The organism is Caballeronia sp. J97, from assembly GCF_905220305.1.
GTDB lineage: Bacteria > Pseudomonadota > Gammaproteobacteria > Burkholderiales > Burkholderiaceae > Caballeronia.
In genome coordinates this window covers 171,604-198,442 of sequence record NZ_CAJMZL010000004.1, presented here as the reverse complement: position 1 = coordinate 198,442, position 26,839 = coordinate 171,604, and the positions used below count along the sequence as shown (strand labels likewise).

Below are 26,839 nucleotides of genomic sequence, written 5' to 3'. Positions count from 1 at the left end.
CCCGCATTTAGCCGATTCGCGACCACTTCAAAAGCTTCGCCAGATCCGCGTTGATCTTCTTCGGGTCGGGGTTCTTCGGGAAGCGCATCATCAGATTGCCGTTCGGATCGACCAAAAAAATGTGATCCGTGAGTTTCGTGCCGTCATCGACGGGCAGCCACGCCGCGATCGCCTTCTCGTCGGCGACGAGCATGCGCGTGTCCGGCTGCGGATAGGCTGTCTTGATGACGTCGGCGACCGGCTTGTCATCGGTGCGCAGCCACACGTTCACCACGCGATCGCGCTCGCCCGACTGCAGCGCGCGCACCTGACGCATAAAGTAGAGACGCGTTGCGCACTGCTCGTCGCAATCGCCGCCGTTGACGATGATCATCAGCCATTTGCCTTCGAGCGACTTGAACGGCAGGCTCTGCCCTTTCTCGTCGGTGACGGCCAGTTGCGCCGGAATCGGGCGCTGCGGCTCGATCAGCGCGCCGTAGCTCGACGTACCGCCCGCCGGCTTGAAAACGTAATACATCAGGTACGACGCAATCACCGGCGCGGCGCATACCAGCGCGAGCAGCAGGAGCATCCAGCGGCCGCTGATCCAGGAGCCTTTGCGGGCCGTCGGTTGCTGCGTGCGCGCCTTGTCGGCGGTGGAGGAACGTTGTGATTGCATCGCTAAAAACGTGTCTGGGTTCGTCAGGGGTTCAGGCGTGGTGCTCGGCTTCTTCGTCGTGTACGTCGCTTTCATCGGCGTCGCCGCGCTTCTTCGCGGCCCGGCGCGCGGCATACAGGCCGAACGCGATGGCTGCGGCCGCCATGCCCCACCACTGGAACATGTAGCCGTAATTGCGCTCGACGCCGAGCGTCGGCGCGGGCCAGTCGCGCACTAGCTTGTCGCCGGTGTCGTTCGTCTGCTGGATCACGAACGGCTGAAGCGCGAGCCCGGTTTCGGCCGCGTACGACCTGATGTCCAGGTTCTGGCGGATCTCCTTGTGCGCGGCCGACCCGCCGCTGCCCAGCTCGAACGCCTGCGACGCGTTCGCGCGCGCGATCCCTTTCACTTCGACGACACCCTTCGGCGTCTCGTACGGTTCGATGCCCGTGCGGTCCGCCATGTTGCGCGGCAGCCATCCGCGATTGACGAGCACATAGCCGCCGCCCTCGAGTTTAAGCGGCATCACGACATAAAAGCCTGGCTGGTCGTTATACGGACGATTGTCCAGATACACGACGCGCTCCGGCATGAACTCGCCGCGCGCCTCCACGCGATGGAACTCGATCGATTTGAGCGGCATCGGCTCGACGCTCACTTCGCGCGCGGGCGCATTCTCGAACGCGACGATCTGTGCGTTGAGCGCTTCCTTCTGATGCGCGCGGTCGCGCTGCCAGAAGCCGAGACGCACCGTCACTGCAACGACGATCAGAATCAGGAGCGCGGGCCAGAATCGAATCTTCATGCTGCAAGCCTTACTGCCGGCATCGGGCCGCTCGCTGCACGGCACCATGCATCGGGTGAGATAATGAGACGATCCAAATTAATACTGCTCACTGTGGTTCCCGAGCAAATTCGCTGACTGGTTTCATGCACATCATCGTTGCTATCGCGTTCATCCTTATCATCGGCAGCCTGGGCTCGGCGCTCTACTTCATGATGACCGACCGTGGCAGGACGAAGCGAATGGTATGGTCGCTCGCCGCACGCGTCGGGCTGTCCATCTCGCTCTTTCTCTTCATCCTGTTCGCGCACTGGATGGGCTGGATTCAATCGTCGGGCATTCCCATCGGACGATAACCCGTCGCGGGGGTTCCGCCCTACGGGACCTTTTGTCGCAACGCTGCGCCAAAACGCACCGGCCTTCAAACGACGACGCCGCCCCTTGAGACAACGAGGGCGGCGTGTTGATCACTGCTTCTTTGCTCTCGGGCCGGCGTCACCGCCGGCCTTGCATCGCGGACGGCGCATTGCGCGCACCCGCACGATATTCGCTTACAGCCAGTAGACGACGACGTACAGCCCCAGCCACACGACGTCGACGAAGTGCCAGTACCAAGCGGCGCCCTCGAACGCGAAGTGGTGCTCCGCCGTAAAGTGGCCGCGAATCAGGCGGACCATCACCACGGCCAGCATCGTGCCGCCGAGGAACACGTGGAAGCCGTGGAACCCGGTCAGCAGGAAGAAGGTCGAGCCGTACACGCCCGAATTGAGCGTCAGGTTCAGTTCGTTGTACGCGTGGAAATACTCGTAGCCCTGGCAGAACAGGAAGATCAGGCCGAGGAGCACGGTCGCGCCCAGCCAGATGATCGCCTTCTTGCGATGATCTTCACGCAGCGCATGGTGCGCCACCGTCAGCGTCGCGCCGGAGGACAGCAAGAGCGCCGTGTTGATGGTCGGCAGGGGCCACGGCACCATCGCGCGGAAATGCGGCACGAGCGCGGCGGGACCGTTGTTCGGCCACACGGCGGTGAAGTCCGGCCAGATCAGCTTGTAGTCGAGACTGCCGAGCTCATGCATCGCGATCGCGCGGGCATAGAACAGCGCGCCGAAGAACGCCGCGAAGAACATCACTTCGGAGAAGATGAACCAGCTCATGCTCCAGCGGTACGACACATCGACGCGCTTGCCGTACATGCCGCCTTCGGACTCGGAAATCGCGTCGCCGAACCAGTGCCACAGCACGAACAACACGAACAGCAGGCCGATGAACGTGCCGACTGGCCCGAAGCTATGGCCGTTCACCCACGATGCCAGCGAGGCCAGCATGATCAGCAGGCCGCATGCAGCCATCACCGGATGCCGCGACGGATGCGGCACGAAATAGTACGGGCTCTCGTTTTGACCGCTCATTGTTGATTCTCCACTTCGATCCAGTTGCTTGAATTTTCTTTTGCCGCCGGATGCATGTCTGAGACACGTCCCCGGCGTTCCGTCTATCCGACTACCGCGCGCACGACCAGCAGCAACACGACGATGAACAGCACCGCTCCGATGATGCCCGCCGTGATCAGATGCAGCGGCTTCAACTGCGCCGCATCGCTTTCCAGGTCGGCCCGGCGGCGCACGCCGAAGAACGACCAGCACACCGCCTTCACGAGCTTGAAGAAACCGCCCTTGTTCGGAGGATCCGCGCTCATGATGGTCATGACCCCTTCGCCACCGACTTCGGCGCGTTCAGCTCGAAAAACGTGTACGACAGCGTGATCGTCTTCACATCCTTCGGCAGCTTCGGATCGACGACGAACACCACCGGCATGCGCTTGGTTTCGTTCGGCGCGAGCGTCTGCTGCGTGAAACAGAAGCATTCGATCTTCCTGAAGTACTCGGTGGCCTGCTTCGGCGCATAGCTCGGAATCGCCTGCGCGTTCACCGTGCGATTCTGCTCGTTGGTCACGTCGTACATCACTGTCATCACTTCGCCGGGGTGAATATCCAGCGTGTTCTGCTCCGGCTTGAACCGCAGCGGGCCGCGCGCATTCGCATCGAATTCGATCGAGATCGTGCGGCTCATGTCCACCTGCGTGTTCTTCGCCTCGCGCGCGCCGACGTCGCGTTGCACGAGGTTGTTGATGCCGGTGATCTGGCAGATCGCGCGATACATCGGCACGAGCGCGAAGCCGAAGCCGAACATCAGCGCGGCGACGACGAAGAGCTTCACCAGCATCGACCGATTGAAGGACCGGTCGACATGCGAATTTTCCTGCTGAGTGGACACGTTGCTTTCCTACCCTCGCGACAACAGGTATTGCCTGACGACGATACCCAGAAAGAAGACGGCGGCAATCAACATCATGATGATTCCGAGCCGCTTGTTGCCCGCGCGGATTTCCTCGGGCGTGCGTCTTTTTTGTGGATTCGGGGCCATGCTTTCCTGACTTTTCATTCGCGGGGCGTGCTCGATGACGCCCCGCGAACCAGACAAACTACTTATTCGACCGTCGGCGGATTTTCGAACGTATGGAACGGCGCCGGGCTCGGCACGGTCCATTCGAGGCCTTCCGCGCCATCCCACGGCTTGTCGCCGGCCTTTTCGAGCTCGCCGCCGCCACGGTACGTGGGCAGCGCGACCGCGAACAGGAAGTACACCTGCGCGAGGCCGAAGCCGAACGCGCCGATCGTCGCGACCTGATTGAAGTCGGTGAACTGCGCCGGGTAATCCGCATAGCGACGCGGCATGCCGGCGAGACCCAGGAAGTGCATCGGGAAGAACGTGATGTTGAAGAAGATCATCGACGCCCAGAAGTGGATCTTCCCGCGCATCTCGTTGTACATCCAGCCGGTCCACTTCGGCGCCCAGTAGTACCAGCCCGAAAACAGCGCGAAGAGCGAACCCGCCACCAGCACGTAGTGGAAGTGCGCCACCACGTAGTACGTGCCGTGCATCTGGATGTCGAGCGGCGCCATCGAGAGGATCAGGCCCGTGAAGCCGCCCATCGTGAACACGAACAGGAAGCCGATCGCGAAGAGCATCGGGGTTTCGAACGAGAGCGCGCCGCGCCACATCGTCGCCACCCAGTTGAACACCTTCACGCCCGTCGGCACCGCGATCAGCATCGTCGCGTACATGAAGAAGAGCTGGCCGGTCACCGGCATGCCGGTCGCGAACATGTGGTGCGCCCACACCATGAACGACAGAATCGCGATCGATGCGGTTGCGTACACCATCGAGCTATAGCCGAACAGCGGCTTGCGCGAGAACGCCGGGATTACCTGCGACACGATCCCGAACGCCGGCAAGATCATGATGTACACCTCGGGGTGACCGAAGAACCAGAAGATGTGCTGATACATCACCGGATCGCCGCCGCCCGCCGCGTTGAAGAACGACGTGCCGAAGTGACGGTCGAACAGCACCATCGTGATCGCGCCGGCCAGAACCGGCATCACGGCGATCAGCAGGTACGCGGTAATCAGCCACGTCCACGCGAACATCGGCATCTTCATGAGCGTCATGCCCGGCGCGCGCATGTTCAGGATCGTCACGACGATGTTGATGCCGCCCATGATCGACGACGCACCCATGATGTGGACCGCGAAAATCGCGAAGTCCATGCCCGGGCCCATCTGCGTGGAGAGCGGTGCGTAGAGCGTCCAGCCCGCTGCGGTCGCGCCGCCCGGCACGAAGAACGAGCCGACGAGCAGAACCGCGGCGGCCGGCAGCAGCCAGAAGCTGAAGTTGTTCATCCGCGCGAACGCCATGTCCGATGCGCCGATCTGCAGCGGCACCATCCAGTTCGCGAAACCGACGAACGCCGGCATGATCGCACCAAACACCATGATGAGGCCGTGCATGGTGGTCAGCTGATTGAAGAACTCGGGGCGCATGATCTGCAGGCCCGGCTCGAACAACTCGGCACGGATGCCGAGCGCCATCACGCCTCCGGAGAGGAACATGATGAAGGAGAACAGCAGGTACAGCGTACCGATGTCCTTGTGGTTGGTGGCGAAGAGCCACCGGCGCCAGCCATGCGGCGTCTCGTGCGCATGGTCGTCGTGCGCGTGGTCGTGACCTGCGCCTACATCGTGTCCGATGCTAGACATGACAATCATCTCCTAAAGCGAATACTCGGGGCACTTGGCAATGACGCGTGGCTTTCCGTTGCGCTCGGGCGAAGGAAAGGGCCACGCTCGGCACGTCAAGCAGCCGGACTGATTTCCACGCGACGGGCTTCCTTGTTGTCGGCGCCGCCCGTGATGGTTTCCGGTTTCTTCAATACGATGCGGTCTTCCGACACGCCCGCTGCCTTCAGCGCGTCGCGCACGGCTTGCGCGCGGCGCTTGGCGAGATCGGCGTTCAGGTCGGCGCTCCCGGTCGCATCTGTGAATCCCGACAACGCGATCTTCGCGTCCGGATGCGCCTTTGCGTAGGCCGCTGCGGCGTCCACCGCGCTTTTCGCGTCGGCGGGCAGCGTGTCCTTGCCCGTCTCGAAGTAGATGCTCGCGGGCAGGCCGGCGGCCTGCGATGCCTCGGCGCCCGATGCAGCCGGCGCGCTGACTTCCGCAGCCGCGGGCGCGGCGCTCGCCGCTTCCGGCGCCGATGCAGCAGCCGCATTGCCGCCGCCTTGCGGCATCTTGCCCGCCTTGGCGTCGATCACTTGTTTCGGTTGCAGCAAGTCGCCGGTGTGGTTGCTCCAGCTATTGCGCTCGAACGTGACGACCGAGGCGATCTCGACATCGCTCAGCACGCCTTGCCACGGCGGCATCGCACCCTTGCCGTGCAGCACGATGTTCAGATGGTCGGCGATCGAGCCGTTCGCGATCTTCGAGCCGTCGAGCGCCGGGAACTGGCCCGCGCCCTTGCCAGTCGCCTGGTGGCAGACCGCGCAATTCGACGTGTAGACCTGCTGGCCACGCGCCATCAACTCATCCTTCGTGTACGTCTTGAGCGGATCGTCGGCGCCTGCGGCCATCTTCTTCTTTTGCGCGTCGACCCACTTCGCGTAGTCGTCAGCCGACAGCACTTCGACGACCACCGGCATATACGCGTGCTCCTTGCCGCACAGTTCCGTACAGAAGCCGCGATACGTGCCCACCTTCTCGGCCTTGAACCAGGTGTCGCGCACGAAGCCCGGAATCGCATCCTGCTTCACACCGAACGCCGGGACGTACCACGAGTGCACGACGTCGTTCGCCGTGGTGATGATGCGGATCTTCTTGTCGACCGGAACGACGAGCGGATTGTCGACTTCCTGCAGATACAGCGTCGAGATCGGTTTCTGGCCGTTGGTTTCGCTGCGCGGCGTGGACAGCGTGGAGAGGAAGCTGATGCCCTCGCCCGGTCCCTTCACGTAGTCGTAGCCCCACTTCCATTGATAGCCGGTGACCTTCACGGTGAGGTCGGCGTTGGAGGTGTCCTTCATCGCGACGACGGCCTTCGTCGCCGGCAGCGCCATCAGAATGACGATGACGAACGGCACGATCGTCCAGATGATTTCGACCGTGGTGCTTTCGTGGAAGTTGGCCGGCTTGAAGCCTTTCGACTTGCGATGCTTGAAGAGCGAATAGAACATCACCCCGAACACGCCAAGGAAAATGACGGTACAGATGATGAGCATGAAGATATGGAGGCCGTAGAGCTCCTCGGCGATCTTCGTCACAGGCTGCTGGAAGTTGATCTCGTTGACAGCGGGACCGCCTGGACTGTTTTCGACCGCCAGGGCAGCGCCGGCAGAGAGCAGTGCGCCCGCCGCCAGCACGCCCGAGAGGGCTCGCTTGATTGTTTTCATAGCATCCTTACCCAAATTTTCCATTCAAACCCTCGACCCCCGTGGGCATCGCGCGTCTGCCGGCTCCTCTCAAAGGCGTCTCAGCGACGCCCGCAACTCGGCAGCAAACTGTTTGCGACGATGCTGTGCAAGGTGTTGTCCGATTTTCACCGATTGACCGCGCGATACGATCGTGAGCGGCTCTCTCGGTGTCGCGCCCGCTTCGACCCGCACCCAACGCGGGTTGAACTCGAACTGCGTCAGCTCTTCGGCGTTCATCTGTTCGATCAACAACCGGTTTTGATACAGCCGGATTCGCTCGTAGTCGACGGCATGGCGCGCGTAGATCACGAACGCGACGCCCACGACCGCCAACTCGATTCCGGTGAACGGCAGCACCAGCCAGGCGCCGTTCAGGAACAGCGACATTGCGATTGCCAGCGAAAGCAGCGCAAGCGACACATAGAAGCCCACGAACTGACGCGGCGAGACCGAGCAGTTTCGCTTCATCAGCCAGTCCTTGATGACCGGCTCGGACTCCGTCAACGTCTGGCTGGCTTGCATCGCTGCCTCCATCAATCCGCACGCAATCACATACATTTGCTCGGATTTCGCCCAAATTTGTGTCCGTCCGGGCGACAAACTGACGCATTATAGGCGTCTTAAGTGGCATCCACAAGCAAGGGTCGTAACCTCGCAAAGCCAAGCGCCACAAGCTTCTGCGCCTTTTTGACGCACCTTTTCGCGCGCTTTTTCCGCGCAAATTTCAGACATAACAACCGTGCTCTTTACCGATTCAGCGTTTCGGTTTCGAGCCTCGCCCGATATCTTCCAGACGCACGATGCCGTGCCCTTCGGCCGTCGTGCGCGGCACCGCCTTCCACGCATGGCCGTAGATTACTTCGAAGGTCAGCGGGATCGTGCCGTCATCGCGGCGCAGCGCTTCGAGCGCCTGATGCACCGCGCCGCGCACCGCCTTCGAGTCCGCCCGGCCCGCCTCGAACGCGCGCTCGAACGGATACGCGCCCCAGCGCGTCACGTCGGCGAACAGCGATTCGGGCGATTTGTACGTGATGGTCAGCACTTCCTGATCCATCACGGGAATTTCGAAGCCGCTCTCGACGAGCATGTCGCCGAGATCGTGCATGTCTACGAAATCGATCGTATGCGGCTCGGGCCCGAGCCCGAGCGAGCGCTCCGCTTCGCGATACGCCGCCCGAAGCTCACGCAGCGTGTCCGGGCCGAACGTGCTGAACATCAGCAGGCCGTTCACCTTCAGCACGCGCTGCCATTCGGGAAGAACGAGGTCGGGACGCGCATGCCAATGCAGCGCGAGGTTCGACCACAACAACTCGAACGCGCCCGATGCGAACGGCAGCGCCGAGAAATCCGCCTGCGCGAGTTGAGGGCCGCGCGCACCGAACGCCTTCGCGAGCGTCGACGGAAGAAAGCGGCGCCAGCCCGCGCCGTTGTCGGCGTCCGTGGCCTCGGCGGCACGCGCGCGCGCGAGCATCGCGGACGAAATGTCGACGCCGGTCACCGACGCCTCCGCAAAGCGTTCCCGCAGACCGCCCAGGTCCGCCCCGGCGCCGCACGCCGCATCGAGGACGCGCATCGGCGCGACCTTGATGTATTCGAGCCGCTCGCGCATGCGCTCCGCGATTTCGCGCGGCAGGAACGCGACCTCGTCGAAGGCCGCGGCACGGCCATCGAAGATCGCGCGCAAACGGCGCGGATCATAGGCCGGACGGCTAGTTTTAGGGGATGTCGGGGGCATGTCGATCTTTTTGCGGAGAGTGCGAAGTATACTCGGTCGTCTCGAAAACGACCCATGCGAAGTGCTGATACGAGGCATAAACGCTTCCTGAAGCGCAACGAACGCGCATGTTTAGCGCGTCGAGCCGCGATTTTTCCGATCCAGCCGTCATGAAAGCCGACAACATCCACCTCTCGTTCAGGACGCCCGTCGCAGCGCGCGTTCGCGAATTCGCGGCGGCGGCGAAACGGCTCGTCGAGCGCGCGCTGCCGAGCCAGTGCGCGTTGTGCGGCAATTTGTCGCAAGAACTGCTTTGCGACGGCTGCGACGCGCAGTACTGGAACGAGCCGCGCCTGCGCTGCGCGACGTGCGCATTGCCGCTGGCGGCATCGACGACGAGACGCGAACGCGAAAACACACGCATGCATTGCGCCGCATGCCTTGAATCGCCGCCCGCGTTCAACGACACGCTCGCGCTCGCCGACTATCACGCACCGCTCGATACGCTCGCGGTGGAGCTGAAGTTTCGTGCGCGGCTGGCCGTGGGCGAAGCGTTCGCGCGGCATCTGCACGCGCTTTTCGAGGATAGCGATCTGCCGGTGCCGGACGTGATCGTGCCGATGCCGCTTTCGCGTGCGAGACTCGTCGCGCGCGGCTATAACCAGGCGTGGGCCATCGCGCGCCCGCTCGCACGCATGATGGGCGTGCGCGGCGATGCATCGATCGTCGCGCGTGTCCGGCATACGTCGGCGCAATCGCGGCTCGATCAGGAAACGCGCCGCCGCAATGTCGCGGGCGCGTTCGCCGTTTCGGGCGATGTGCGCGGCAAGCACATCGGCGTCGTCGACGACGTGATGACCTCCGGCGCCACGCTCGACGCGCTCGCGCGCACGCTCAAGCTTTCCGGCGCGCGGCGCGTCAGCAATTTCGTGGCGCTGCGCACGCCGAAAGATTAATCACCTTTTCTACAAGCAATCCATGTTCAACGTCGTACTCGTCGAACCCGAAATTCCGCCGAACACCGGCAATGTGATCCGCCTGTGCGCGAACACGGGTGCGCGCCTGCATCTGATCGAACCGCTCGGCTTTCCGCTCGACGACGCGAAAATGCGCCGCGCCGGTCTCGACTATCACGAGTACGCCGAAATGAATGTGCACGCCAACTGGGATGCCTTCATCGCGAAGGAAGCGCCCGATGCGACGCGCATGTTCGCGTTCACCACGCGCGGCTCGACGCCGTTCTTCGATCACGCGTTCGAGCCGGGCGACTGGTTCGTGTTCGGTGCGGAGACGCGCGGCCTCGCGCCCGAACTGCTGGAGCGCTTTCCGACCGGACAGCGCGTGCGCCTGCCGATGCGGCCGGGCAATCGCAGTCTGAATCTGTCGAATACCGTGGCGATCGTGACGTTCGAGGCGTGGCGTCAGACGGGCTTCGAAGGCGGCGCCTGAGCGTCGAGTTCAGCCCGGTAGAACGCGAGCATGTCGTCCTGAAAGCATGCAAAGACGATCCGCTGCACGCAAGGCGTGGAAGGCAAGGTATCGATAACCGTCCGCACGGCGATCTTCACCGCCTGCTCGGGCGGAAAGCGATAGATGCCGCAACTGATCGCGGGAAACGCAATCGACTTGCAGCCCGCATCCTGAGCGAGCTCGAGCGAGCGCCGGTAGCAGCGCGCGAGCAGGTCGGGCTCGTTCTTTTTGCCGCCGCTCCAGCGCGGCCCGACCGCATGAATCACGTGCTTCGCGGGGAGATCGTAGCCGCGCGTGATTTTGGCGTCTCCGGTTTCGCAGCCGCCGAGCGTTTCACACTCACGAAGCAATGCCTTTCCGGCCCTGCGATGGATCGCGCCGTCGACTCCGCCGCCGCCGAGCAGCGACGTGTTCGCCGCATTGACGACGGCGTCGACTTCGAGCGTGGTGATGTCGACGACTTGGGCTTCGAACTGGACCATCGCACACCTCCTTGCGGACGAACGCGATGCTATTCGGCTTTCGCGTCCCGGCTGAGCAGCGCCTGCACGGCATCGCGCGGCGTCACGTCGTCGAAGAGCACGCGGCATACCGCCTGCGTGATCGGCATCTCGATGCCGCGCGACTGCGCAAGTCCGAGCACGGCGCGCGCGCACCGTACGCCTTCGGCGACATGGCCGAGCGCCGCGAGGATTTCGTCGAGCGTGCGCCCGCTCGCGAGCTGCATGCCGACGGTGCGGTTGCGCGACAGATCGCCCGTCGCGGTGAGAATGAGATCGCCCAGGCCGGTCAGCCCGGTGAAGGTCTCCGCGCGGCCGCCGAGCGCGACGCCCAGACGCGACATTTCCGCGAGACCGCGCGTGATCAGCGCCGCCCGCGCGTTCAGGCCGAGGCCGAGGCCGTCGGAGATGCCTGTCGCGATCGCGAGCACGTTTTTCACCGCGCCGCCCACTTCGACGCCGATCACGTCGTCGCCGGTATAGATGCGCATCGCGCCGTGGTGGAACGCCGCGACGGTGCGCGCGCCCAGTTCCGCCGATGCGCTCGCGACCGTCAGCGCGACCGGCAGGCCCTGCCCCACCTCGCGCGCGAAGCTCGGGCCCGACAGCGTGCCGTTGCTGCGATGCTCGGGCAGTTCGGCCGCGACGACTTCATTTGGCAGACATTGCGTATCCGCCTCGAAGCCTTTGCAAAGCCAGACAATATGCGCCGGCACGACGCCGGCCTGCCGCATCGCACGGCACAACGCGCGCAAGCCGGCGACGGGCGTCGCGACGACGCACAGCGCATCGTCCGCCGCCGCATGCGTGAGCGCGGCGGCAAACTCCGTCTCGAATTGCAGGGCGTGCGGCAATGCCACGCCCTGGAGATAGCGCGTGTTTTCGTGCGTGCGGGAAAGGGATTCGATGAGCGCGGCGTCGCGCGCCCAGAGCTTCGTGTCGTGCCGGGTCGCGAGGTGGCCCGCAAGTGCGGTGCCCCACGCGCCGGCGCCGAGAACGGCTACTTTCATGCTCGGCTCCGGTCCGGAAGATCGAGGATTAGTGCGTTGCGCCGTTCGCCGCGCCTTCCTGAGCGCTCGCGAGTTGAGCGATACGCTGCTCGTACAGCGCCTGGAAGTTGATTTCCGCGAGGTGGATCGGCGGGAAGCCGGCCCGAGTGATCGCGTCGGCGATGTTCGAGCGCAGGTACGGGAACAGAATGGTCGGGCACGCAATGCCGACGAGCGGATCGATCTGCTCGGCCGGGATATTGCGAATATCGAAGATGCCCGCTTGCTTTGCCTCGATCAGAAACGCGACCTTGTCGGCCACCTTCGCCGTGACTGTGCCCGTGACCAGCACTTCGAACACGCTTTCAGCGAGGCGGTCGGCCTTCACGTCGACTTCGACTTCGACCGACGGCATTTCCTGCTCAAGGAAGATGGCCGGCGAATTCGGCTGCTCGAGCGACATGTCCTTCAGATAGATGCGCTGGATGTTGAAAAACGGCTGGTTGTTATCGTCGGACATAATGATTTCCTAGGTAATCCGGTTTGCGACGCGCGCACATTCACGCTGAATCGCGCGCCGCGAGTATATCTTCAGGCCAATTCGAGCAGCGGCACGAGGCCGCCCTTGCGGTCGAGCGCAGACAGGTCGTCGTAGCCGCCAACATGCGTTTCGCCGATATAGACCTGCGGCACGGTGCGCCGTCCGGTGCGCGTCATCATTTCCTCGCGCCGGCCCGGCTCCCGATCGATCAGGATCTTTTCGATCGTTTCGACCCCGCGGGACTTTAAAAGACGTTCGGCCATCTGGCAATACGGGCACACGACCGTGCTGTACATCACCACTTTCTTCACTTGACTGCTCCTTGTTTCACCACCGGCATGCCGGCCTTTTGCCAGGCGTCCACTCCGCCTTGCAAAACGTGGACCTCGGCGTAACCCGCCTCGGACACGGCGCGGCTCGCGCGCTGCGATTCTTGACCGGTTTGGCAAACGAGCACGACCGGATTGCTCTTATTCTTTGCGATCTGGCCGATTTTTGCTTGGAGCTCCGCCAATTCGATATTTCGTGCCGACGGCAGATGCCCCTTCGCGAATTCCGCGGCCGGCCGCAGATCCACAACGACGGCGTTGCGCCGGTTGATGAGCGTGGTGGCCTCGGCGGCGGAAATGCCGCCGCGCCCGCGCCGCGAGATGGCGGGCCACAGGAGCAGCGCGCCGGAAACGAGCGCGATGACGATAAGTGCGATATTCGTGTAATCAGTGAAAAACTTCACGTCGAGGGCCGCCGAAATTTAGTAGGAAAGGAAGAAAGGGAAATAGGCGCAATCGCGGCATTATAAAATAACCGTTTCCCGCGATGGCCTCCGCCGTCCGGCCGATGGCGACACTTCGTCCGCATGCGCAAGATGACGGAGTGCGATCGGCGCACCCGCTTTTTCAACTGACCGACCGAAATCATGTACAAGCTAGTGCTCATCCGCCACGGCGAATCGACGTGGAACAAGGAAAACCGGTTCACCGGCTGGGTCGACGTCGACCTGACCGAGCAGGGCAACCGCGAGGCGCGTCAGGCCGGCGTGCTGCTGAAGGAAGCCGGCTACAAGTTCGACATCGCCTACACGTCGGTGTTGAAGCGCGCGATCCGCACGTTGTGGCACGTGCAGGACGAAATGGACCAGATGTATATCCCGGTCGTGCATTCGTGGCGTCTGAACGAGCGTCACTACGGCGCGCTCGCCGGCCTGAACAAGGCCGAAACGGCGAAGAAATACGGCGACGACCAGGTGCTCGTCTGGCGCCGCAGCTACGACACGCCGCCGCCCGCGCTCGAACCGGGCGACGAGCGCGCATCGTACGACGATCCGCGCTACGCGAAGGTGCCCCGCGAGCAATTGCCGCTCACCGAATGTCTGAAGGACACCGTCGCGCGCGTGCTGCCCGTGTGGAACGAGTCGATCGCGCCGGCCATCAAGTCGGGCAAGCAGGTCGTGATCTCGGCGCACGGCAACTCGATCCGCGCGCTGGTGAAGTATCTGGACAATATCTCCGATCAGGACATCGTCGGACTGAACATCCCGAACGGCGTGCCGCTCGTGTACGAACTCGACGAAAACCTGAAGCCCATCAAGCACTACTATCTGGGCGATCCGGAAGCCATCGCGGCGGCGCAAGCGGCTGTCGCCAAGCAGGGCAAGGCGGGCTGAAGCCCCGGCACAGGCGGGTTTCCAGCCCGTCCGGCAAGCGTTTCACCTCGCGAGGGCGCCGTGACCGGCGCCCTTTCCTATTCATGGCGCCCGGCTGACGAAGCGCCGGCGGCACCGACAGAATCCCGTCGAAACGTGCGCAAGCTTACGCTTCAAGGCATCAAAGGCTCAGGCATTTAAGTTGCCTTTAAGTCGCCAATCGAGGCGAGCGGGTATACTGGCCCGTCACATACCATGCCGCCCATCCGATTCCGACCGCACTCTCTATGCGAAAGAACCTGAAAAACTTCGGCCTGGTCGCCGTCGGCGTTGCTGCCGGCGCCCTGGCAACCCTGCAGATTTCCGCATCCGCACAGCAAGCCGCTTCCTCGCCGCTGCCGCTCGAACAATTGCGGCTTTTCGCCGAAGTTTTCGGTCAGATCAAGCACGAATACGTCGAACCGGTCGACGACAAGAAGCTCCTCACTGCCGCGATCAAGGGCATGGTGTCGAGCCTCGACCCGCACTCGTCCTACCTCGACAAGACCGATTACGAAGAACTCCAGGAGCAGACCAAGGGCCGTTTCGCGGGCCTCGGCATCGAGATTTCCTCGGAAGACGGGCTGATCAAGGTCATTTCGCCGATCGAAGACACACCCGCGTTCCGCGCCGGCATCCGTCCGGGCGACCTGATCACGCGCATCAACGACAAGCCGGTGCGCGGCATGACGCTGGATAAAGCCGTGAAGCAGATGCGCGGCGAGCCGGGCACGAAGGTCACGCTCACGATCTTCCGCAAGAGCGACGACCGCACGTTCCCGCTCACCGTCACGCGCGCCTTGATCCGCGTGCAGTCGGTGAAGATGAAGGTGCCGGAGCCGGGCTACGGCTACATTCGCATCACGAGCTTCCAGGAGCGCACGGTGCCGGATCTCGCCGCGAAGCTGCAGGATCTCGCGCGCCAGCAGCCGAACCTGAAGGGCCTCGTGCTCGACCTGCGCAACAACGGCGGCGGCTTGCTGCAAAGCGCGGTCGGCGTAGCGGGCGCGTTCTTGCCGGATAACGCGGTGGTCGTGTCGACCAATGGTCAGATCGCGGACGCGAAGCAGACCTTCCGCGACACCTATGACAACTACCGCCTGCCGTCCTTCGATTCCGACCCGTTGAAGAGCGTGCCGGACATCTTCAAGAAGGTGCCGATGGTCGTGCTGACCAACGCCTATTCGGCGTCGGCTTCCGAGATCGTCGCGGGCGCGCTGCAGGATCATCATCGCGCGCTGATCGTCGGCAAGACGACGTTCGGCAAGGGCTCGGTGCAGACCGTCCGTCCGATGACCGCCGACAGCGCGCTGCGCCTGACGACGGCCTACTACTACACGCCGAGCGGCAAGTCGATCCAGAACCAGGGCGTGCGCCCCGACGTGCCGGTGGATCAATACGCGGACGGCGATCCGGACGACGCGCTCGTCACGCGCGAAGTGGACTACTCGAACCACCTTGCGAACACGCAGGATCCGAACGAGAAGAAGGAACAGGAGCAGCGCGAGGCGGATCGCCTGGAGCAACTGCGCATTCTCGAAGAGCAGAACGACAAGAAAACGCCCGAGCAGCGCCGCAAGGACCGCGAGCGCAAGCCGGTCGAGTTCGGCAGCTCTGACGACTTCATGCTCCAGCAGGGGCTGAACAAGCTGGAAGGCAAGCAGGTCGTCGAGTCGAAGTCGTACAGCGAACGCAAGCTCGCGCAGAACAAGCCGCCGCGTTCGGCGTCCGCTCCGGTCGTCGCACAGCCGGCGCTGCCGGCCACGCCGGGTTCCGCGCCGGCGTCGGGTGCGCAACCAGCTTCGTCGCCGACCGCGCAGCAGCAGTCGAAGTAAGTTTCCGTAGTTCCGCGAAGGCTTCGCAGCATGACGCTGCGAAGCCTTTTCTCTTTTGCGCGCTTAGAATGCTTCGTTCGAGCAAGCCGATTCTCCCCGCGATGAACGACGACCAACTCCTTCGCTATTCCCGCCATATCCTCGTCGATGAAATCGGCATCGAGGCGCAGCAGCGCTTTCTCGACGCGCACGCGATCATCATCGGCGCGGGCGGACTCGGCGCGCCGGCGGCGATGTATCTCGCGGCGGCGGGCGTCGGAAAAATCACGCTCACCGACGCCGATACCGTCGATCTCACGAATCTGCAACGGCAGATCGTCCACATGACGCGATCGGTCGGCACGCCCAAGGTGGAATCGGCGCGCGAGACCCTGAACGCGCTGAATCCGGACATCGAGGTCATCACGGTGAACGCGCGCGCGGACGCCGCATGGCTCGACCTCAACGTGCCCGGCAAGTCGGTCGTGCTCGATTGCAGCGACAACTTCGCGACGCGCCACGCGATCAACGCGGCCTGCGTCGCGCATGGCGTGCCGCTCGTGTCGGGCGCGGCGTTGCGCTTCGACGGGCAGATCAGCACCTTCGACTTCCGCTCGCCGCACTCGCCCTGCTACGCGTGCGTGTTTCCGCCGGATCAGCCGTTCGAGGAAGTCGCCTGCTCGACGATGGGCGTGTTCGCGCCGACGGTCGGCATCATCGGCGCGATGCAGGCCGCCGAAGCGTTGCGCGTGATAGGCGGCTTCGGCGAGACGCTCGCGGGCCGGCTGATGATGCTCGACTCGCTGCGCATGGAATGGAACACGATGAAGATCGCGCGGCAGCCGGATTGCCCGGTCTGCCGCGCGCGCTGACTCAGACCTTCTGCAACGCGGTGAGCGCGGCCTGCAGCTCGGCGGGCTCGTAAGCCGCGAGCACATCCGCGACCGGCTTCTCGAGCGCCTTCAGATTCGAGCGCAGGATCTCCTGCTTCACGATCAGCAACTGACTCGGATGCATCGAGAATTCGGTGAGCCCGAGTCCGAGCAGTAGCCGCGTGACGGCGGGATCGCCCGCCATTTCGCCGCACACCGACACCGGCACGCCCGCGCGCTTCGCTTCACGCAACGTGAACGCGATCAGGTTCAGCACCGCCGGATGCAGCGGATCGTAGAGATGCGCGACGGCGTTATCGGCGCGGTCGATCGCGAGCGTGTACTGGATGAGGTCGTTCGTGCCGATCGACAGGAAATCGAGCCGGCTCAGAAACAGCCGCACGGCGATGGCCGCGGCGGGAATCTCGATCATCGCGCCGACCTGAACCTGGCGGTCATACGCAACGCCTTCCTCGTCCAGTTGACGCTTCGCCTCGCGGATCAGGTCGAGCGTCTGATCGATCTCCTGTGCGTGCGCGAGCATAGGAATCAGGATCTTGGTGGGGCCGAACGCCGACGCACGCAGGATCGCGCGCAGTTGCGTGATGAACATCTGCGGCTCGGACAGGCTCCAACGGATCGCGCGCAGGCCGAGCGCGGGATTGGGCGCGGTCTCGTAGCCATCGCCGCCGCTCATCGAATCGAGCGGCTTGTCCGCGCCGACGTCGATCGTGCGGATCGTCACCGGCTTGCCGTTCATCAACTCGACTGCGCGTTTGTAAGCCTCGAACTGCTCCTCTTCCTCCGGCAACTGGTCCTTGTGGTTCATGAAGAGGAACTCGGTGCGGAACAGGCCCACGCCCATCGCGCCCGCTTCGACGGCGACTTGCGCGTCGTCCGGCAATTCGATGTTCGCGCAGAGTTCGATCTTCGTGCCGCAGAGCGTTTGCGTCGGCGAGAACTTGAGGCGCTGCAGCTTGCGCTGCTCCAGCAGCTTCTCGCTCTGTCGATACGAATACTCTTCGAGGACAATCGGCGCCGGATCGACGATCACGATGCCATGATCGCCGTCGACGATGATGAGATCGTTCTGCCGGATCAGCGCGCTCGCCTGCTGCACGCCGACGGACGCCGGAATGCCGAGACTGCGCGCGACGATCGCCGTGTGCGACGTGCGCCCGCCCAGATCGGTGACGAATCCCTTGAACGCCTGCGTCTTGAACTGGAGCATGTCCGCCGGCGCGATATCGTGCGCGACGACGATCATCTCGTTGTGCCCGTTGCTCGCCGCCGTGTGCACGACAAGCGACGCGGCCGTCGGCGCGCCCGCCAGCGCCTTGAGCAGCCGCTCGACCACCTGCTCGACGTCCGCCTTGCGCTCGCGCAGATACTCGTCTTCGATCTCGTCGAAATAGCTGCCGAGAATTTCGAGTTGCTCGGTGAGCGCCCATTCGACGTTGTAACGGCGCGTGCGGATCAGGTCGATGGTTTCCTGCACGAGCATGGCGTCGTTCAGGATCATCGTATGGACATCGATGAACGCGCCCATTTCGCTGGGCGCGTCGGCGGAAAGGTCTTCGCGCAGCGCTTCCAGTTCGGAAAGGACGGCCGCCTGCGCCGCGAGGAATCGTGCGATTTCCGCGTCGATCTGATCGGGTTCGATCAGGTAATGGTCTACGTCGAGCGCCGCCGGCGCGATCAGATAAGCGCGCCCGATGGCGATACCGCGCGAGACGGGAATTCCATGCAGCGTGAACGACACGCGCACCTCCTCTAGTTTTGATTGTCGCGGTCTGCCGGGAGCCCCCTCGGCGGGCACAAACCGCGCGTCCATTATAAGTTCGATTGCACTGGCAAGTCCCTGAACACACGCTCGCGTCGCGGCCGGAACGGTTGCGCGACGTTACGCGAACGGGTCGCGCGGATACGAAAAAGCCGCGTCGATGCGCGGCTTTTGATTGAAAGGACCGTGTGTCGAAACACTTACTGCCCTTCTCCGAACTTGTCGGCGATCAGGGCGAGGATCGCCTGCATCGCGTCGGCTTCGTCGGAGCCTTCGGTCTCGATCGTCACCGTGCTGCCGATGCCCGCCGCCAGCATCATCACGCCCATGATGCTTTTCGCGTTGATCCGGCGTCCGTTGCGGCTCATCCAGATCTCACATTGATAGTTGCCCGCCAGTTGCGTGAGCTTGGCCGAAGCGCGTGCATGGAGCCCCAACTTGTTCACGATTGTTGTTTCTTGTTGCAGCATGATGCTCCGAGACGCTAGATGGATGAAATGAGCGGTATCAGTGGCTGGCGGCCTTGGCGCTGACGAGATCGGCGCTCGCCGAGCATGCCGGATCGGGCGAGCCGGCAGCCTTCGTCGCAAGGGCGCAGGGATTGAGCGGCGTGGACGAATCCAGTTCCTGGATGCCCTTCGAGCCGCCCTGGAGAATTTTTTCGGTGAGTGTGTCGAGCGGCGTCGCGCGATAGCAGACCGCGCGCACCAGCATCGGCAGATTGCAGCCGGCGAGCACACGCACGTCGGCGTCGTGCAGGCTCGCCGCGATGTTCGCGGGCGTCGCGCCGAACACGTCGGTCAGCACGATCGCGCCGTTGTCTTCCTTCAGACGATCGATCTCGGAGCGCGCGAACGCGCGGACTTCCACGGGATCGCAGTCCGGCATCACGTCGATGACGCCGATGCGCGCCGGCAGACCGCCGTAAATATGAGCCACGCACTCGCGTAGCGCGGTGGCGAAAGGTGCGTGCGCGATGATCAGGATGCCAGCCATGTCAGGATATTGCCCCAGCGACAATTTAGCGATAAAACTCAGACGATTGCGCCCGAGTTCGCTCGAATGCGCGCGAGCGGCGCGGAACATAACTCTAAAGTGGGCGCCGGTCCGGCTGAAATCAACTGCCTTCCGACACCCTTACCCCTGGCTGCGCCTCGATGCTCGAGCCTGATTCGAGACGCGATTGCGCCCCAGAAAACCGGGCGCCGGGAAGTCAATTCTAACAGTCCCGCAGAAGCGAGTTTGGCGCGATGCCCGCGCGCGTTCCGTTCGTCGACAGACTCATTGCGCCGCGCGTTCGAGTGCGTCGATGAACATGCCCGCGACGTCGAAGCCGGTCTGATCCATGATCTCGCGGAAGCACGTCGGGCTCGTGACGTTGACTTCGGTGAGATAGTCGCCGATCGCGTCCAGACCGGCCAGCAGCAGGCCGCGCGCTTGCAGCACCGGGCCGAGCGTCTCGGCGATTTCGCGATCGCGCGCCGACAGCGGCTGCGCACGTCCGAGACCGCCCGCCGCGAGATTGCCGCGGACTTCGCTGCCCTGCGGAATGCGTGCGAGCGAATACGGCACCGGCTGGCCGCCGATCACGAGGATGCGCTTGTCACCGTCCGTGATCTCGGGAATGAACTTCTGGGCCATCACCGTGCGCGCGCCGTCCTCGGACAGCATCTCGACGATGGAGCCGAGATTCATGCCGTCCGCCTTCACGCGGAACACGCCCATGCCGCCCATGCCGTCGAGCGGCTTCAGAATCACGTCGCCGTGCTCGGCGTGGAAGGCGCGAAGGCGCGCGGCGTCGCGCGTGACGAGCGTCGGCGCGACGAACTGCGGCCATTCCGCGATGGCGAGCTTCTCGGAGTGATCGCGGATCGCCTGAGGCTTGTTGAACACGCGCGCGCCGTTGCGCTCGGCGATCTCCAGCAGCCAGGTCGCGTTCACGTACTCCATGTCGAACGGCGGATCCTTGCGCATCAGCACGGCATCGAAATGCGTGAGCGACAAATGCTCGGCCTGCTCGGCCGCGTACCACGGCCAGCGGTCGCTGTTCGCCTCGTCGCCGACGATCGCGATGCGCCGCGCGCCCGCCTCGACCTGGCTGCCCGTCCACGCGAGATGCTGCGGCTCGCACGCGTAGAGCACGTGGCCGCGCCGCGCGGCTTCGGCCATCATCGCGTAGGTCGTGTCCTTGTAGATCTTGAAGCGATCGAGCGGGTCGGCGATAAAGAGGATGTTCATGAGAATTCGCTAGTTCGGTGCGCGGTCTGCGAGCTTACCTTAAGCCGTCATTTCGCACCGGATCACACCTGAATCGCTTCCGGATCAGTCTTCTCGAGCTCGAGCGATGCCGCCAGCAACCCGAGCCGCGCCACCACGCCGTACATGTAGAAGCGGTTCGGCGGCGCGGCGCCCGGCTTGGCGTGCGTGTCCGGCAGCGCCGTGTGCTCGAAGCCGAGCGGCACGAAATGCATGCCCGGCGCGTTGAGGTTCTGATCGCGCTCGCGCGATTCGTGCACGCGATAGAAACCGCCGACGACATACCGGTCGATCATGTAGACCACCGGCTCCGCGACCGCATTCTCAACGCGCTCGAAGGTATGCACGCCTTCCTGCACGATCACGTCGTGGACTTGCAGGCCCTCCTTCGCGTCGTTCATCTTCGTGCGCTCGCGCTTGGTCAGCGCGGCGACTTCGCTCGCGTCGTGCACGGTCATCACGCCCTTGCCGTAGGTGCCCGCATCCGCCTTGATGACGACATAGGGGCGCTCGCTGATGCCGTATTCGCGATACTTCTTCGCGATCTTCTTGAGCACGCCGTCGATGGCCTCGGCGAGCGCCTCTTCGCCCGTGCGCGCCTCGTAATCGACGCCTTCCACGTGCGCGAAGTACGGATTCACCATCCACGGATCGATCTCGACGAGCTTCGAGAACTTCTTCGCGACATCGTCGTAGCAGGAAAAGTGCGTCGACTTGCGGCGCACGGCCCAGCCGGCATGCAGCGGCGGCAGCAGATACTGCTCGTGCAGATTCTCCAGCACGGGCGGAATGCCGGCCGAGAGATCGTTGTTGAGCAGGATCGAACAGGGATCGAAATTCTTCAGGCCGAGCCGCCGCGGCGTGCGCTCGAGCGGTTCCAGCACGATCTTCTGGCCATCCGCGAGCGCGATGGTCACCGGGCCGTGAATGTTCTCGTCGAGCGTGCCGAAGCGGATGTTGAGTCCCGCCTGCCGCATGATCAGCGCAAGGCGCGCGACGTTCTCGAGATAGAACGCGTTGCGCGTGTGACGCTCCGGAATGACGAGCAGATTCTTCGCGTCCGGGCAGATTTTCTCGATGGACGCCATCGCCGCCTGCACCGCGAGCGGCAGCACTTCCTGCGGCAGATTGTTGAAACCGCCGGGGAAGAGATTGGTGTCGACCGGCGCGAGCTTGAACCCCGCATTGCGCAGATCGACGGAACAGTAAAACGGCGGCGTGTGCTCTTGCCATTCGAGCCGGAACCAGCGTTCGATCGCAGGCATGGCCTCGAGAATTTTCCGCTCGAGGTCGAGCAGTGGGCCACTTAACGCCGTAACAAGGTGCGGAACCATGTATTACTCGCGGTGCGTTGCATGAGACCGGAGAAGGCGTTGCAGCGCCAGGTCCGGTCGCAAAGGGGAGGAAAAGATTGTAGAGCAATTGCTTTGCCTAATTGGGGATGAACCGCCAATCGACAAGGTTTCCGGCCCCTGTCGCACGGCCTCCGCGCTCGTTTGCGCCCGTCGTCCCGATAGATTCCCGCGCTTATTCCCGCACCTGGGTTCGACGAAACCCCGACGAAAGCACCGCGGAAAAAAAATGCCCGCCATGAAGGCGGGCGAAGTCGCTGCGCTCGTTCTTTGCACGCGATCCGGTGCGCCCTCTCGCGGCGCGCCGGTCGCGGCACAAGACTTATTCGACGTGCTCGCCGTGCAGCGTGACGTCGAGACCTTCGCGTTCCTGTTCTTCCGTGACGCGCAAGCCCATGGTCATGTCGATGATCTTCAGCAACACGAAGCTGACGATGCCGCTGTACACGAGCGTGACGAGCACACCCTTCGCCTGCACGAGCACGCTGCCGTCGAAGCCGCCGATGTCCTTCACCGCGAACACGCCGGTCAGGAGCGCGCCGATGATCCCGCCCACGCCGTGCACGCCGAACGCGTCGAGCGAGTCGTCGTAGTTGAACTTGTGCTTGAGCCAGGTCGCCGACCAGAAGCAGACCACGCCCGCGACGATGCCGATCACGATCGCACCCGTCACGCCGACGAAGCCCGAAGCCGGCGTCACCGCCACCAGACCCGCGACCGCGCCCGAGATGATGCCGAGCACCGACGGCTTGCCCTTCGTGATCCACTCCGCGAACATCCAGCCGAAAGCGGCGAACGCGGTGGCGATCTGCGTCGTGAGCATCGCGAAGCCGGCACGGCCGTCAGCCGCGACCGCCGAACCCGCGTTGAAGCCGAACCAGCCCACCCACAGCATCGATGCACCGATCAGCGAGAGCACGAGGTTGTGCGGGGCCATCACTTCGCGGCCGTAGCCGACGCGCTTGCCGAGCACGAGACAGCACATCAGGCCTGCGATACCGGCGTTGATGTGAACCACCGTGCCGCCCGCGAAGTCGAGCACGCCAGCCGATGCGAGCCAGCCGGTCGGTTCCCAGACCATGTGCGCGACCGGCGAGTAGACGATGAGCGACCACAGCGTCATGAACACGAGCATCGCCGAGAACTTCATGCGGTCGGCGAACGCGCCTGTGATCAGCGCCGGCGTGATGATCGCGAACGTCAACTGGAACGCGAAGTAGACCGACTCGGGAATCGTCGTGGCGAGATGGCTCACGGTGAGCGTTGTCGCCTTGTCGCCCTTGATGTAGGCCATGCCGTGCAGGAACACGCGCGAGAACCCACCGATGAACGAGCCGCCCGGCGTGAACGCGATGCTGTAGCCGACGACCGTCCAGAGGATCGTCACGAGACAGCAGATCGCGAAGCTCTGCATCGCCGTGGCGAGCACGTTCTTCTTGCGGACCATGCCCGCGTAGAACAGCGCGAGGCCCGGAATCGTCATGAACAGCACGAGAGCAACCGAGGTCAGCATCCACGCCGTATCGCCGGAACTGATCTTCGACGAATCGATCATGACCGGCTCGGTCGGCGCGGCAGGGGCGGCATCGGACGCGCCCGAAGCGGCCGCCGCCGCCGACGCGGCATCCGCGGAAGACGCCATCGCCGTATTGGCGCTGGCAGGTGCGCTTGCGGCGGCGTCCGACGCGGGTGCCGAGGCAGCGGCCGGAGCGGACGCATCCTGGGCGAGAGCGGTGCCGACGTTCGCGCCGACCAGCGCGCCCGCCACCAACAGTGACATCAAAAAGTTACGCATTCTTCTGGTTCCTCTTATCGCCAATTTCTTGTTAGAGCGCGTCGGCGCCGGTCTCGCCGGTGCGGATGCGGATGACCTGTTCGATTGCGGTGACGAAGATCTTTCCGTCGCCGATCTTGCCCGTGCGCGCGGCGCGTTCGACGGCCTCGATCGCCTGATCGACGATGTCGTCCGAAACGGCCGCCTCGATCTTCACTTTCGGCAGAAAGTCGACGACGTACTCCGCGCCCCGATAAAGCTCGGTGTGTCCCTTCTGTCTGCCGAAGCCTTTCACCTCGGTCACCGTGATGCCCGAGACGCCGATTGCCGACAGCGCTTCACGCGCTTCGTCCAGCTTGAACGGCTTGATGATTGCGGTAATGAGCTTCATGTATCCCTCGCTGTGGTGTGCTGATCCTTCGATGCCGTCCATTGAAGCGTGCAGAAAAGGTCGCGCCACTTATGCAACTCGTATGCCAAGCGAGTATTCATGCGGGTCTGCGCGATTTCGCGAAACCTTCGCGCGAAGGGTCTGCCGAACGGCCAACGCGCGCGGCGCGTGCTGGCGCCGGGGTAGGTTCGTTGCTAGAGTGGTCTCAAGGTCCCGCAAAAAGGGGCATGGGCGGACAACGCGAGGGCGCGGCAGCGCTAAAATCGCGGCGCCCCAAAGGTGCTTCGCATCCTGGCCGCGTCGCATGAGGCGCGCACCAATATCGAACATTCGATAGTGCGGAGCACTGACCTAACAATGAATGCACTTTTTTTGTGCAAAAGGGAGAAACGATGAAGCAGCCCAACGACGTTTTCAACGACCTGCAGCAGAAGATGAGCGATCTCTTCAAGAATTCGCCCGCGAAAGACGTCGAACGGAATATGAAGGCGATGCTCTCGCAAGGTTTTTCGAAGCTGGATCTCGTGACGCGCGAGGAATTCGACACCCAGACGCAAGTGCTGATGCGCACGCGTGCGCGTCTCGAAGAACTCGAGAAGCGTGTCGCGCAACTGGAGCAGCGTCTCGCGGGCGGAAGCTCAGCCGCGCAAGACTAGAGTCCGGCGCCGCCCTACTGCATACCTCGGCTAGCGAGCCGTGAGTTTCTAGTTTTATTGCCGGCGCGATCGTCGCGCCGTTTCAGGTGAAATCATGTCGCTTGCCGTGGTACGCAGCCGCGCGCCCGCTCCTGGGCGCGCGCCCGAAGTCGTCGTCGAGGTCCATCTCGCTAACGGGCTGCCTTCGTTTTCCATTGTCGGTCTGCCCGATCTCGAAGTCCGCGAAAGCCGCGAGCGCGTGCGCGCCGCGCTGCAGAACTGCGGCTTCGATTTTCCCGTCCGCCGAATCACCGTCAATCTCGCGCCCGCCGATCTGCCGAAGGAAAGCGGCCGCTTCGATCTGCCGATCGCGCTTGGCATTCTCGCCGCAAGCGGTCAGATTCCGCCTGAATCGCTCGAACATCGCGAGTTCGCCGGGGAACTGTCACTGACCGGGGCGCTGCGTCCCATGCGCGGCGCGTTCGCGATGGTCTGCGGCGCGGTGCGCCATTACGCTTCGATGCGCGGCGCGGCCACGCGCATCCCTGAAATCTACGTGCCGCTTGCGAGCGCGGCGGAAGCGGCACTCGTGCCCGGCATCGAAGTCTTCGGCGCGGCCGACTTGCCGACGCTCTGCGCGCATCTGAACGGCGTGCCCGACGCGCGCCTCATGCCGGTGCACGCGGTGCCGCTGCCCCCGGTCGCCGCGCCTTGCGCCGATCTCGCCGACGTGATCGGCCATCCCGCCGCGCGACGCGCCCTCGAAGTGGCCGCGGCCGGCGGACATCATCTGTTGATGATCGGACCGCCCGGCGCGGGCAAATCGATGCTCGCCGCGCGTTTGCCGGGCCTCCTTCCGCCGATGAACGACGACGAAGCGCTCACCTCCGCCGCGATCCTCTCGGCGAGTTCGATCGGCTTCACGCCCGAGCAGTGGCGGCGACGGCCGTTTCGAGCGCCGCATCATTCGTCGAGTTCGGCGGCGCTCGTCGGCGGGCGCAATCCGCCGCAGCCGGGCGAGATCACGCTCGCGCATCTGGGCGTCCTGTTTTTGGACGAACTTCCTGAATTCGACAGAAAAGTGCTCGAAACCCTGCGCGAGCCGCTCGAAGTCGGTCAGATCACGATTTCGCGCGCCGCGCAGCAAGCGGATTTTCCGGCGGCATGCCAGCTCGTCGCCGCGATGAACCCATGTCCGTGCGGCTGGCGTGGCGATCCGGGCGGCCGGTGCCGCTGTTCGCCGGATGTCGCCGCGCGCTATCTGCGCAAGCTGTCGGGGCCGCTGATGGATCGCATCGACATTCAGATCGAGTTGCCGGCGTTATCGCCCGCAGAACTGTCGGCGCGCGGCAAGGAGCGCGGCGAGCCGAGCGCCGCCGTCGCCGCCCGCGTCGCGGCGGCCCGCGACATTCAGACGCAGCGTCAGGGCAAGATCAATCGCAATCTCGATGGCCGCGAGGCCGACGAAGTCTGCCGCCCCGATTCCGCAGGCGAAGCATTGCTACGCGCGGCGGGCGAGCGCTTCGGCTGGTCGGCGCGCGCTTACTACCGTGTGCTGAAGGTCGTCCGAACGATCGCGGACCTCGCGGGCGCGGACATGCCCGATGCCTCTCACGTCGCCGAGGCGGTGCAGTATCGGCGTGTACTAGTTGCATAAAGCCAGCGTGGACGGGGCCTGGTCCGCGCTCTGCTAGTCGGAAAAGTGCTTGTCAAGACTTGACTTATACACACCGAAACGATCCGGGTCGTTTTTTCATCCGATCAATACCTCATTTTGAGCCTATTTCACAGATCATTGATTTTATTGAACTATTTAACTTGCCACGAACGAAGGCAAACT

General features: G+C 63.7%; 30 protein-coding genes. 8 read left to right on the top strand and 22 right to left on the bottom strand.

Annotated features, from left to right (window positions below; genetic code table 11):
* Positions 1-7 precede the first annotated feature (7 nt).
* Complete coding sequence (locus U4Y90_RS09205; protein WP_321794259.1) at positions 8-658, bottom strand: cytochrome C oxidase subunit I; 651 nt, start codon at positions 656-658, stop codon at positions 8-10.
* Between the two features lie 31 nt (positions 659-689).
* The gene (locus U4Y90_RS09200; RefSeq protein WP_321794258.1) at positions 690-1,442 is read right to left on the bottom strand and encodes an SURF1 family protein; all 753 of its coding nucleotides are present in this window, start codon (positions 1,440-1,442) and stop codon (positions 690-692) included.
* Positions 1,443-1,567: 125 nt separating this feature from the next.
* On the opposite strand from U4Y90_RS09200, the gene U4Y90_RS09195 reads away from it, so the two are divergent.
* Positions 1,568-1,777: a twin transmembrane helix small protein gene (locus U4Y90_RS09195; RefSeq protein WP_061116867.1), complete on the top strand. Its 210-nt coding sequence runs from the start codon at positions 1,568-1,570 to the stop codon at positions 1,775-1,777.
* Positions 1,778-1,972: 195 nt separating this feature from the next.
* Here U4Y90_RS09195 and U4Y90_RS09190 read toward each other — a convergent pair whose 3' ends face one another.
* The 8 genes from U4Y90_RS09190 to U4Y90_RS09155 form a co-directional block, all read right to left on the bottom strand.
* A complete protein-coding gene (locus U4Y90_RS09190) occupies positions 1,973-2,830 on the bottom strand; it encodes a cytochrome c oxidase subunit 3 (RefSeq protein ID WP_321794257.1) in 858 nt (285 codons plus the stop codon).
* Positions 2,831-2,913: 83 nt separating this feature from the next.
* Positions 2,914-3,117 carry a DUF2970 domain-containing protein gene (locus tag U4Y90_RS09185; protein ID WP_321794344.1) on the bottom strand — a complete coding sequence of 68 codons (204 nt, stop codon included), beginning with the start codon at positions 3,115-3,117 and terminating at the stop codon, positions 2,914-2,916.
* Between the two features lie 5 nt (positions 3,118-3,122).
* On the bottom strand, positions 3,123-3,695 hold the full coding sequence (locus tag U4Y90_RS09180; protein WP_321794256.1) for a cytochrome c oxidase assembly protein: 573 nt from the start codon (positions 3,693-3,695) through the stop codon (positions 3,123-3,125).
* A 9-nt stretch (positions 3,696-3,704) separates the two neighbouring features.
* A complete protein-coding gene (locus U4Y90_RS09175) occupies positions 3,705-3,845 on the bottom strand; it encodes a cytochrome oxidase small assembly protein (RefSeq protein ID WP_086972134.1) in 141 nt (46 codons plus the stop codon).
* Between the two features lie 62 nt (positions 3,846-3,907).
* Positions 3,908-5,521 carry a cytochrome c oxidase subunit I gene (gene ctaD / locus U4Y90_RS09170; protein WP_321794255.1) on the bottom strand — a complete coding sequence of 538 codons (1,614 nt, stop codon included), beginning with the start codon at positions 5,519-5,521 and terminating at the stop codon, positions 3,908-3,910.
* 95 nt (positions 5,522-5,616) lie between these two features.
* Positions 5,617-7,230, bottom strand: coding sequence for a cytochrome c oxidase subunit II (gene coxB / locus U4Y90_RS09165; RefSeq protein ID WP_321794254.1), 1,614 nt, complete (start codon positions 7,228-7,230; stop codon positions 5,617-5,619).
* Between the two features lie 45 nt (positions 7,231-7,275).
* Positions 7,276-7,749 (bottom strand): DUF2244 domain-containing protein, encoded by a 474-nt coding sequence (locus U4Y90_RS09160; protein ID WP_321794253.1) that lies wholly within the window; start codon positions 7,747-7,749, stop codon positions 7,276-7,278.
* Between the two features lie 232 nt (positions 7,750-7,981).
* Positions 7,982-8,962 (bottom strand): methyltransferase domain-containing protein, encoded by a 981-nt coding sequence (locus tag U4Y90_RS09155; protein ID WP_321794252.1) that lies wholly within the window; start codon positions 8,960-8,962, stop codon positions 7,982-7,984.
* Positions 8,963-9,111: 149 nt separating this feature from the next.
* On the opposite strand from U4Y90_RS09155, the gene U4Y90_RS09150 reads away from it, so the two are divergent.
* Both U4Y90_RS09150 and trmL read left to right on the top strand, forming a co-directional pair.
* Positions 9,112-9,897 (top strand): ComF family protein, encoded by a 786-nt coding sequence (locus tag U4Y90_RS09150; protein ID WP_321794251.1) that lies wholly within the window; start codon positions 9,112-9,114, stop codon positions 9,895-9,897.
* A 22-nt stretch (positions 9,898-9,919) separates the two neighbouring features.
* Entirely contained in the window at positions 9,920-10,390 is a 471-nt protein-coding gene (gene trmL, locus U4Y90_RS09145) for a tRNA (uridine(34)/cytosine(34)/5-carboxymethylaminomethyluridine(34)-2'-O)-methyltransferase TrmL (protein ID WP_321794250.1), read from the top strand.
* On the opposite strand, the gene U4Y90_RS09140 is transcribed toward trmL, so the two are convergent.
* The 5 genes from U4Y90_RS09140 to U4Y90_RS09120 form a co-directional block, all read right to left on the bottom strand.
* Entirely contained in the window at positions 10,363-10,893 is a 531-nt protein-coding gene (locus U4Y90_RS09140) for an O-acetyl-ADP-ribose deacetylase (protein WP_321794249.1), read from the bottom strand. The genes trmL and U4Y90_RS09140 overlap by 28 nt on opposite strands.
* A 29-nt stretch (positions 10,894-10,922) precedes the next feature.
* On the bottom strand, positions 10,923-11,921 hold the full coding sequence (locus tag U4Y90_RS09135) for an NAD(P)H-dependent glycerol-3-phosphate dehydrogenase (RefSeq protein ID WP_321794248.1): 999 nt from the start codon (positions 11,919-11,921) through the stop codon (positions 10,923-10,925).
* 28 nt (positions 11,922-11,949) lie between these two features.
* Positions 11,950-12,420 (bottom strand): protein-export chaperone SecB, encoded by a 471-nt coding sequence (gene secB / locus U4Y90_RS09130; RefSeq protein WP_321794247.1) that lies wholly within the window; start codon positions 12,418-12,420, stop codon positions 11,950-11,952.
* 71 nt (positions 12,421-12,491) lie between these two features.
* Positions 12,492-12,752 (bottom strand): glutaredoxin 3, encoded by a 261-nt coding sequence (gene grxC, locus U4Y90_RS09125; protein ID WP_321794246.1) that lies wholly within the window; start codon positions 12,750-12,752, stop codon positions 12,492-12,494.
* On the bottom strand, positions 12,749-13,174 hold the full coding sequence (locus U4Y90_RS09120; protein ID WP_321794245.1) for a rhodanese-like domain-containing protein: 426 nt from the start codon (positions 13,172-13,174) through the stop codon (positions 12,749-12,751). Before U4Y90_RS09120 ends, grxC begins: the two co-directional genes overlap by 4 nt.
* A gap of 183 nt (positions 13,175-13,357) precedes the next feature.
* Here U4Y90_RS09120 and gpmA point away from each other — a divergent pair, with 183 nt between their 5' ends.
* The 3 genes from gpmA to U4Y90_RS09105 all read left to right on the top strand — a co-directional run bounded on the left by gpmA (position 13,358) and on the right by U4Y90_RS09105 (position 16,808).
* A complete protein-coding gene (gpmA, locus tag U4Y90_RS09115) occupies positions 13,358-14,104 on the top strand; it encodes a 2,3-diphosphoglycerate-dependent phosphoglycerate mutase (protein ID WP_321794244.1) in 747 nt (248 codons plus the stop codon).
* A 266-nt stretch (positions 14,105-14,370) separates the two neighbouring features.
* On the top strand, positions 14,371-15,957 hold the full coding sequence (locus U4Y90_RS09110; protein WP_321794243.1) for a S41 family peptidase: 1,587 nt from the start codon (positions 14,371-14,373) through the stop codon (positions 15,955-15,957).
* A 101-nt stretch (positions 15,958-16,058) separates the two neighbouring features.
* Entirely contained in the window at positions 16,059-16,808 is a 750-nt protein-coding gene (locus U4Y90_RS09105; RefSeq protein WP_321794242.1) for a molybdopterin-synthase adenylyltransferase MoeB, read from the top strand.
* 1 nt (position 16,809) lies between these two features.
* Here the strand turns inward: U4Y90_RS09105 and ptsP are convergent, their stop codons facing one another.
* From ptsP to U4Y90_RS09070, 7 genes are all read right to left on the bottom strand, one after another.
* Positions 16,810-18,570 carry a phosphoenolpyruvate--protein phosphotransferase gene (gene ptsP, locus U4Y90_RS09100; protein ID WP_321794241.1) on the bottom strand — a complete coding sequence of 587 codons (1,761 nt, stop codon included), beginning with the start codon at positions 18,568-18,570 and terminating at the stop codon, positions 16,810-16,812.
* A 221-nt stretch (positions 18,571-18,791) separates the two neighbouring features.
* A complete protein-coding gene (locus tag U4Y90_RS09095) occupies positions 18,792-19,061 on the bottom strand; it encodes an HPr family phosphocarrier protein (RefSeq protein WP_321794240.1) in 270 nt (89 codons plus the stop codon).
* Positions 19,062-19,098: 37 nt separating this feature from the next.
* Complete coding sequence (locus tag U4Y90_RS09090) at positions 19,099-19,587, bottom strand: PTS sugar transporter subunit IIB (RefSeq protein WP_321794239.1); 489 nt, start codon at positions 19,585-19,587, stop codon at positions 19,099-19,101.
* Positions 19,588-19,872: 285 nt separating this feature from the next.
* Entirely contained in the window at positions 19,873-20,829 is a 957-nt protein-coding gene (gshB, locus tag U4Y90_RS09085) for a glutathione synthase (protein WP_321794238.1), read from the bottom strand.
* A gap of 62 nt (positions 20,830-20,891) precedes the next feature.
* Positions 20,892-22,181: a glutamate--cysteine ligase gene (gene gshA / locus U4Y90_RS09080; RefSeq protein ID WP_321794237.1), complete on the bottom strand. Its 1,290-nt coding sequence runs from the start codon at positions 22,179-22,181 to the stop codon at positions 20,892-20,894.
* A 340-nt stretch (positions 22,182-22,521) separates the two neighbouring features.
* Positions 22,522-23,994, bottom strand: a complete 1,473-nt coding sequence (locus U4Y90_RS09075) for an ammonium transporter (RefSeq protein ID WP_321794236.1) — start codon at positions 23,992-23,994, stop codon at positions 22,522-22,524.
* A 31-nt stretch (positions 23,995-24,025) separates the two neighbouring features.
* Positions 24,026-24,364 (bottom strand): P-II family nitrogen regulator, encoded by a 339-nt coding sequence (locus U4Y90_RS09070; RefSeq protein ID WP_014190273.1) that lies wholly within the window; start codon positions 24,362-24,364, stop codon positions 24,026-24,028.
* A gap of 392 nt (positions 24,365-24,756) precedes the next feature.
* On the opposite strand from U4Y90_RS09070, the gene U4Y90_RS09065 reads away from it, so the two are divergent.
* Both U4Y90_RS09065 and U4Y90_RS09060 read left to right on the top strand, forming a co-directional pair.
* On the top strand, positions 24,757-25,020 hold the full coding sequence (locus U4Y90_RS09065; RefSeq protein WP_321794235.1) for an accessory factor UbiK family protein: 264 nt from the start codon (positions 24,757-24,759) through the stop codon (positions 25,018-25,020).
* A 94-nt stretch (positions 25,021-25,114) separates the two neighbouring features.
* Positions 25,115-26,656: a YifB family Mg chelatase-like AAA ATPase gene (locus U4Y90_RS09060; protein WP_321794234.1), complete on the top strand. Its 1,542-nt coding sequence runs from the start codon at positions 25,115-25,117 to the stop codon at positions 26,654-26,656.
* The last annotated feature ends 183 nt before the right edge of the window (positions 26,657-26,839 follow it).

What these genes read in the sequence shown, in the direction of transcription:
- gpmA (WP_321794244.1), top strand. Translation starts at nt 13,358, where the DNA reads ATGTACAAGCTAGTGCTCATCCGCCACGGCGAATCGACGTGGAACAAG.
- U4Y90_RS09140 (WP_321794249.1), bottom strand. Translation starts at nt 10,893, where the DNA reads ATGGTCCAGTTCGAAGCCCAAGTCGTCGACATCACCACGCTCGAAGTC.
- U4Y90_RS09185 (WP_321794344.1), bottom strand. Translation starts at nt 3,117, where the DNA reads ATGAGCGCGGATCCTCCGAACAAGGGCGGTTTCTTCAAGCTCGTGAAG.
- U4Y90_RS09065 (WP_321794235.1), top strand. Translation starts at nt 24,757, where the DNA reads ATGAAGCAGCCCAACGACGTTTTCAACGACCTGCAGCAGAAGATGAGC.
- U4Y90_RS09155 (WP_321794252.1), bottom strand. Translation starts at nt 8,962, where the DNA reads ATGCCCCCGACATCCCCTAAAACTAGCCGTCCGGCCTATGATCCGCGC.
- U4Y90_RS09175 (WP_086972134.1), bottom strand. Translation starts at nt 3,845, where the DNA reads ATGGCCCCGAATCCACAAAAAAGACGCACGCCCGAGGAAATCCGCGCG.
- U4Y90_RS09200 (WP_321794258.1), bottom strand. Translation starts at nt 1,442, where the DNA reads ATGAAGATTCGATTCTGGCCCGCGCTCCTGATTCTGATCGTCGTTGCA.
- U4Y90_RS09195 (WP_061116867.1), top strand. Translation starts at nt 1,568, where the DNA reads ATGCACATCATCGTTGCTATCGCGTTCATCCTTATCATCGGCAGCCTG.
- trmL (WP_321794250.1), top strand. Translation starts at nt 9,920, where the DNA reads ATGTTCAACGTCGTACTCGTCGAACCCGAAATTCCGCCGAACACCGGC.
- U4Y90_RS09060 (WP_321794234.1), top strand. Translation starts at nt 25,115, where the DNA reads ATGTCGCTTGCCGTGGTACGCAGCCGCGCGCCCGCTCCTGGGCGCGCG.
- U4Y90_RS09190 (WP_321794257.1), bottom strand. Translation starts at nt 2,830, where the DNA reads ATGAGCGGTCAAAACGAGAGCCCGTACTATTTCGTGCCGCATCCGTCG.
- U4Y90_RS09205 (WP_321794259.1), bottom strand. Translation starts at nt 658, where the DNA reads ATGCAATCACAACGTTCCTCCACCGCCGACAAGGCGCGCACGCAGCAA.
- secB (WP_321794247.1), bottom strand. Translation starts at nt 12,420, where the DNA reads ATGTCCGACGATAACAACCAGCCGTTTTTCAACATCCAGCGCATCTAT.
- U4Y90_RS09135 (WP_321794248.1), bottom strand. Translation starts at nt 11,921, where the DNA reads ATGAAAGTAGCCGTTCTCGGCGCCGGCGCGTGGGGCACCGCACTTGCG.
- U4Y90_RS09110 (WP_321794243.1), top strand. Translation starts at nt 14,371, where the DNA reads ATGCGAAAGAACCTGAAAAACTTCGGCCTGGTCGCCGTCGGCGTTGCT.
- coxB (WP_321794254.1), bottom strand. Translation starts at nt 7,230, where the DNA reads ATGGAAAATTTGGGTAAGGATGCTATGAAAACAATCAAGCGAGCCCTC.
- U4Y90_RS09150 (WP_321794251.1), top strand. Translation starts at nt 9,112, where the DNA reads ATGAAAGCCGACAACATCCACCTCTCGTTCAGGACGCCCGTCGCAGCG.
- U4Y90_RS09105 (WP_321794242.1), top strand. Translation starts at nt 16,059, where the DNA reads ATGAACGACGACCAACTCCTTCGCTATTCCCGCCATATCCTCGTCGAT.
- gshA (WP_321794237.1), bottom strand. Translation starts at nt 22,181, where the DNA reads ATGGTTCCGCACCTTGTTACGGCGTTAAGTGGCCCACTGCTCGACCTC.
- U4Y90_RS09090 (WP_321794239.1), bottom strand. Translation starts at nt 19,587, where the DNA reads ATGGCTGGCATCCTGATCATCGCGCACGCACCTTTCGCCACCGCGCTA.
- U4Y90_RS09095 (WP_321794240.1), bottom strand. Translation starts at nt 19,061, where the DNA reads ATGCTGCAACAAGAAACAACAATCGTGAACAAGTTGGGGCTCCATGCA.
- gshB (WP_321794238.1), bottom strand. Translation starts at nt 20,829, where the DNA reads ATGAACATCCTCTTTATCGCCGACCCGCTCGATCGCTTCAAGATCTAC.
- ctaD (WP_321794255.1), bottom strand. Translation starts at nt 5,521, where the DNA reads ATGTCTAGCATCGGACACGATGTAGGCGCAGGTCACGACCACGCGCAC.
- U4Y90_RS09075 (WP_321794236.1), bottom strand. Translation starts at nt 23,994, where the DNA reads ATGCGTAACTTTTTGATGTCACTGTTGGTGGCGGGCGCGCTGGTCGGC.
- U4Y90_RS09160 (WP_321794253.1), bottom strand. Translation starts at nt 7,749, where the DNA reads ATGCAAGCCAGCCAGACGTTGACGGAGTCCGAGCCGGTCATCAAGGAC.
- U4Y90_RS09070 (WP_014190273.1), bottom strand. Translation starts at nt 24,364, where the DNA reads ATGAAGCTCATTACCGCAATCATCAAGCCGTTCAAGCTGGACGAAGCG.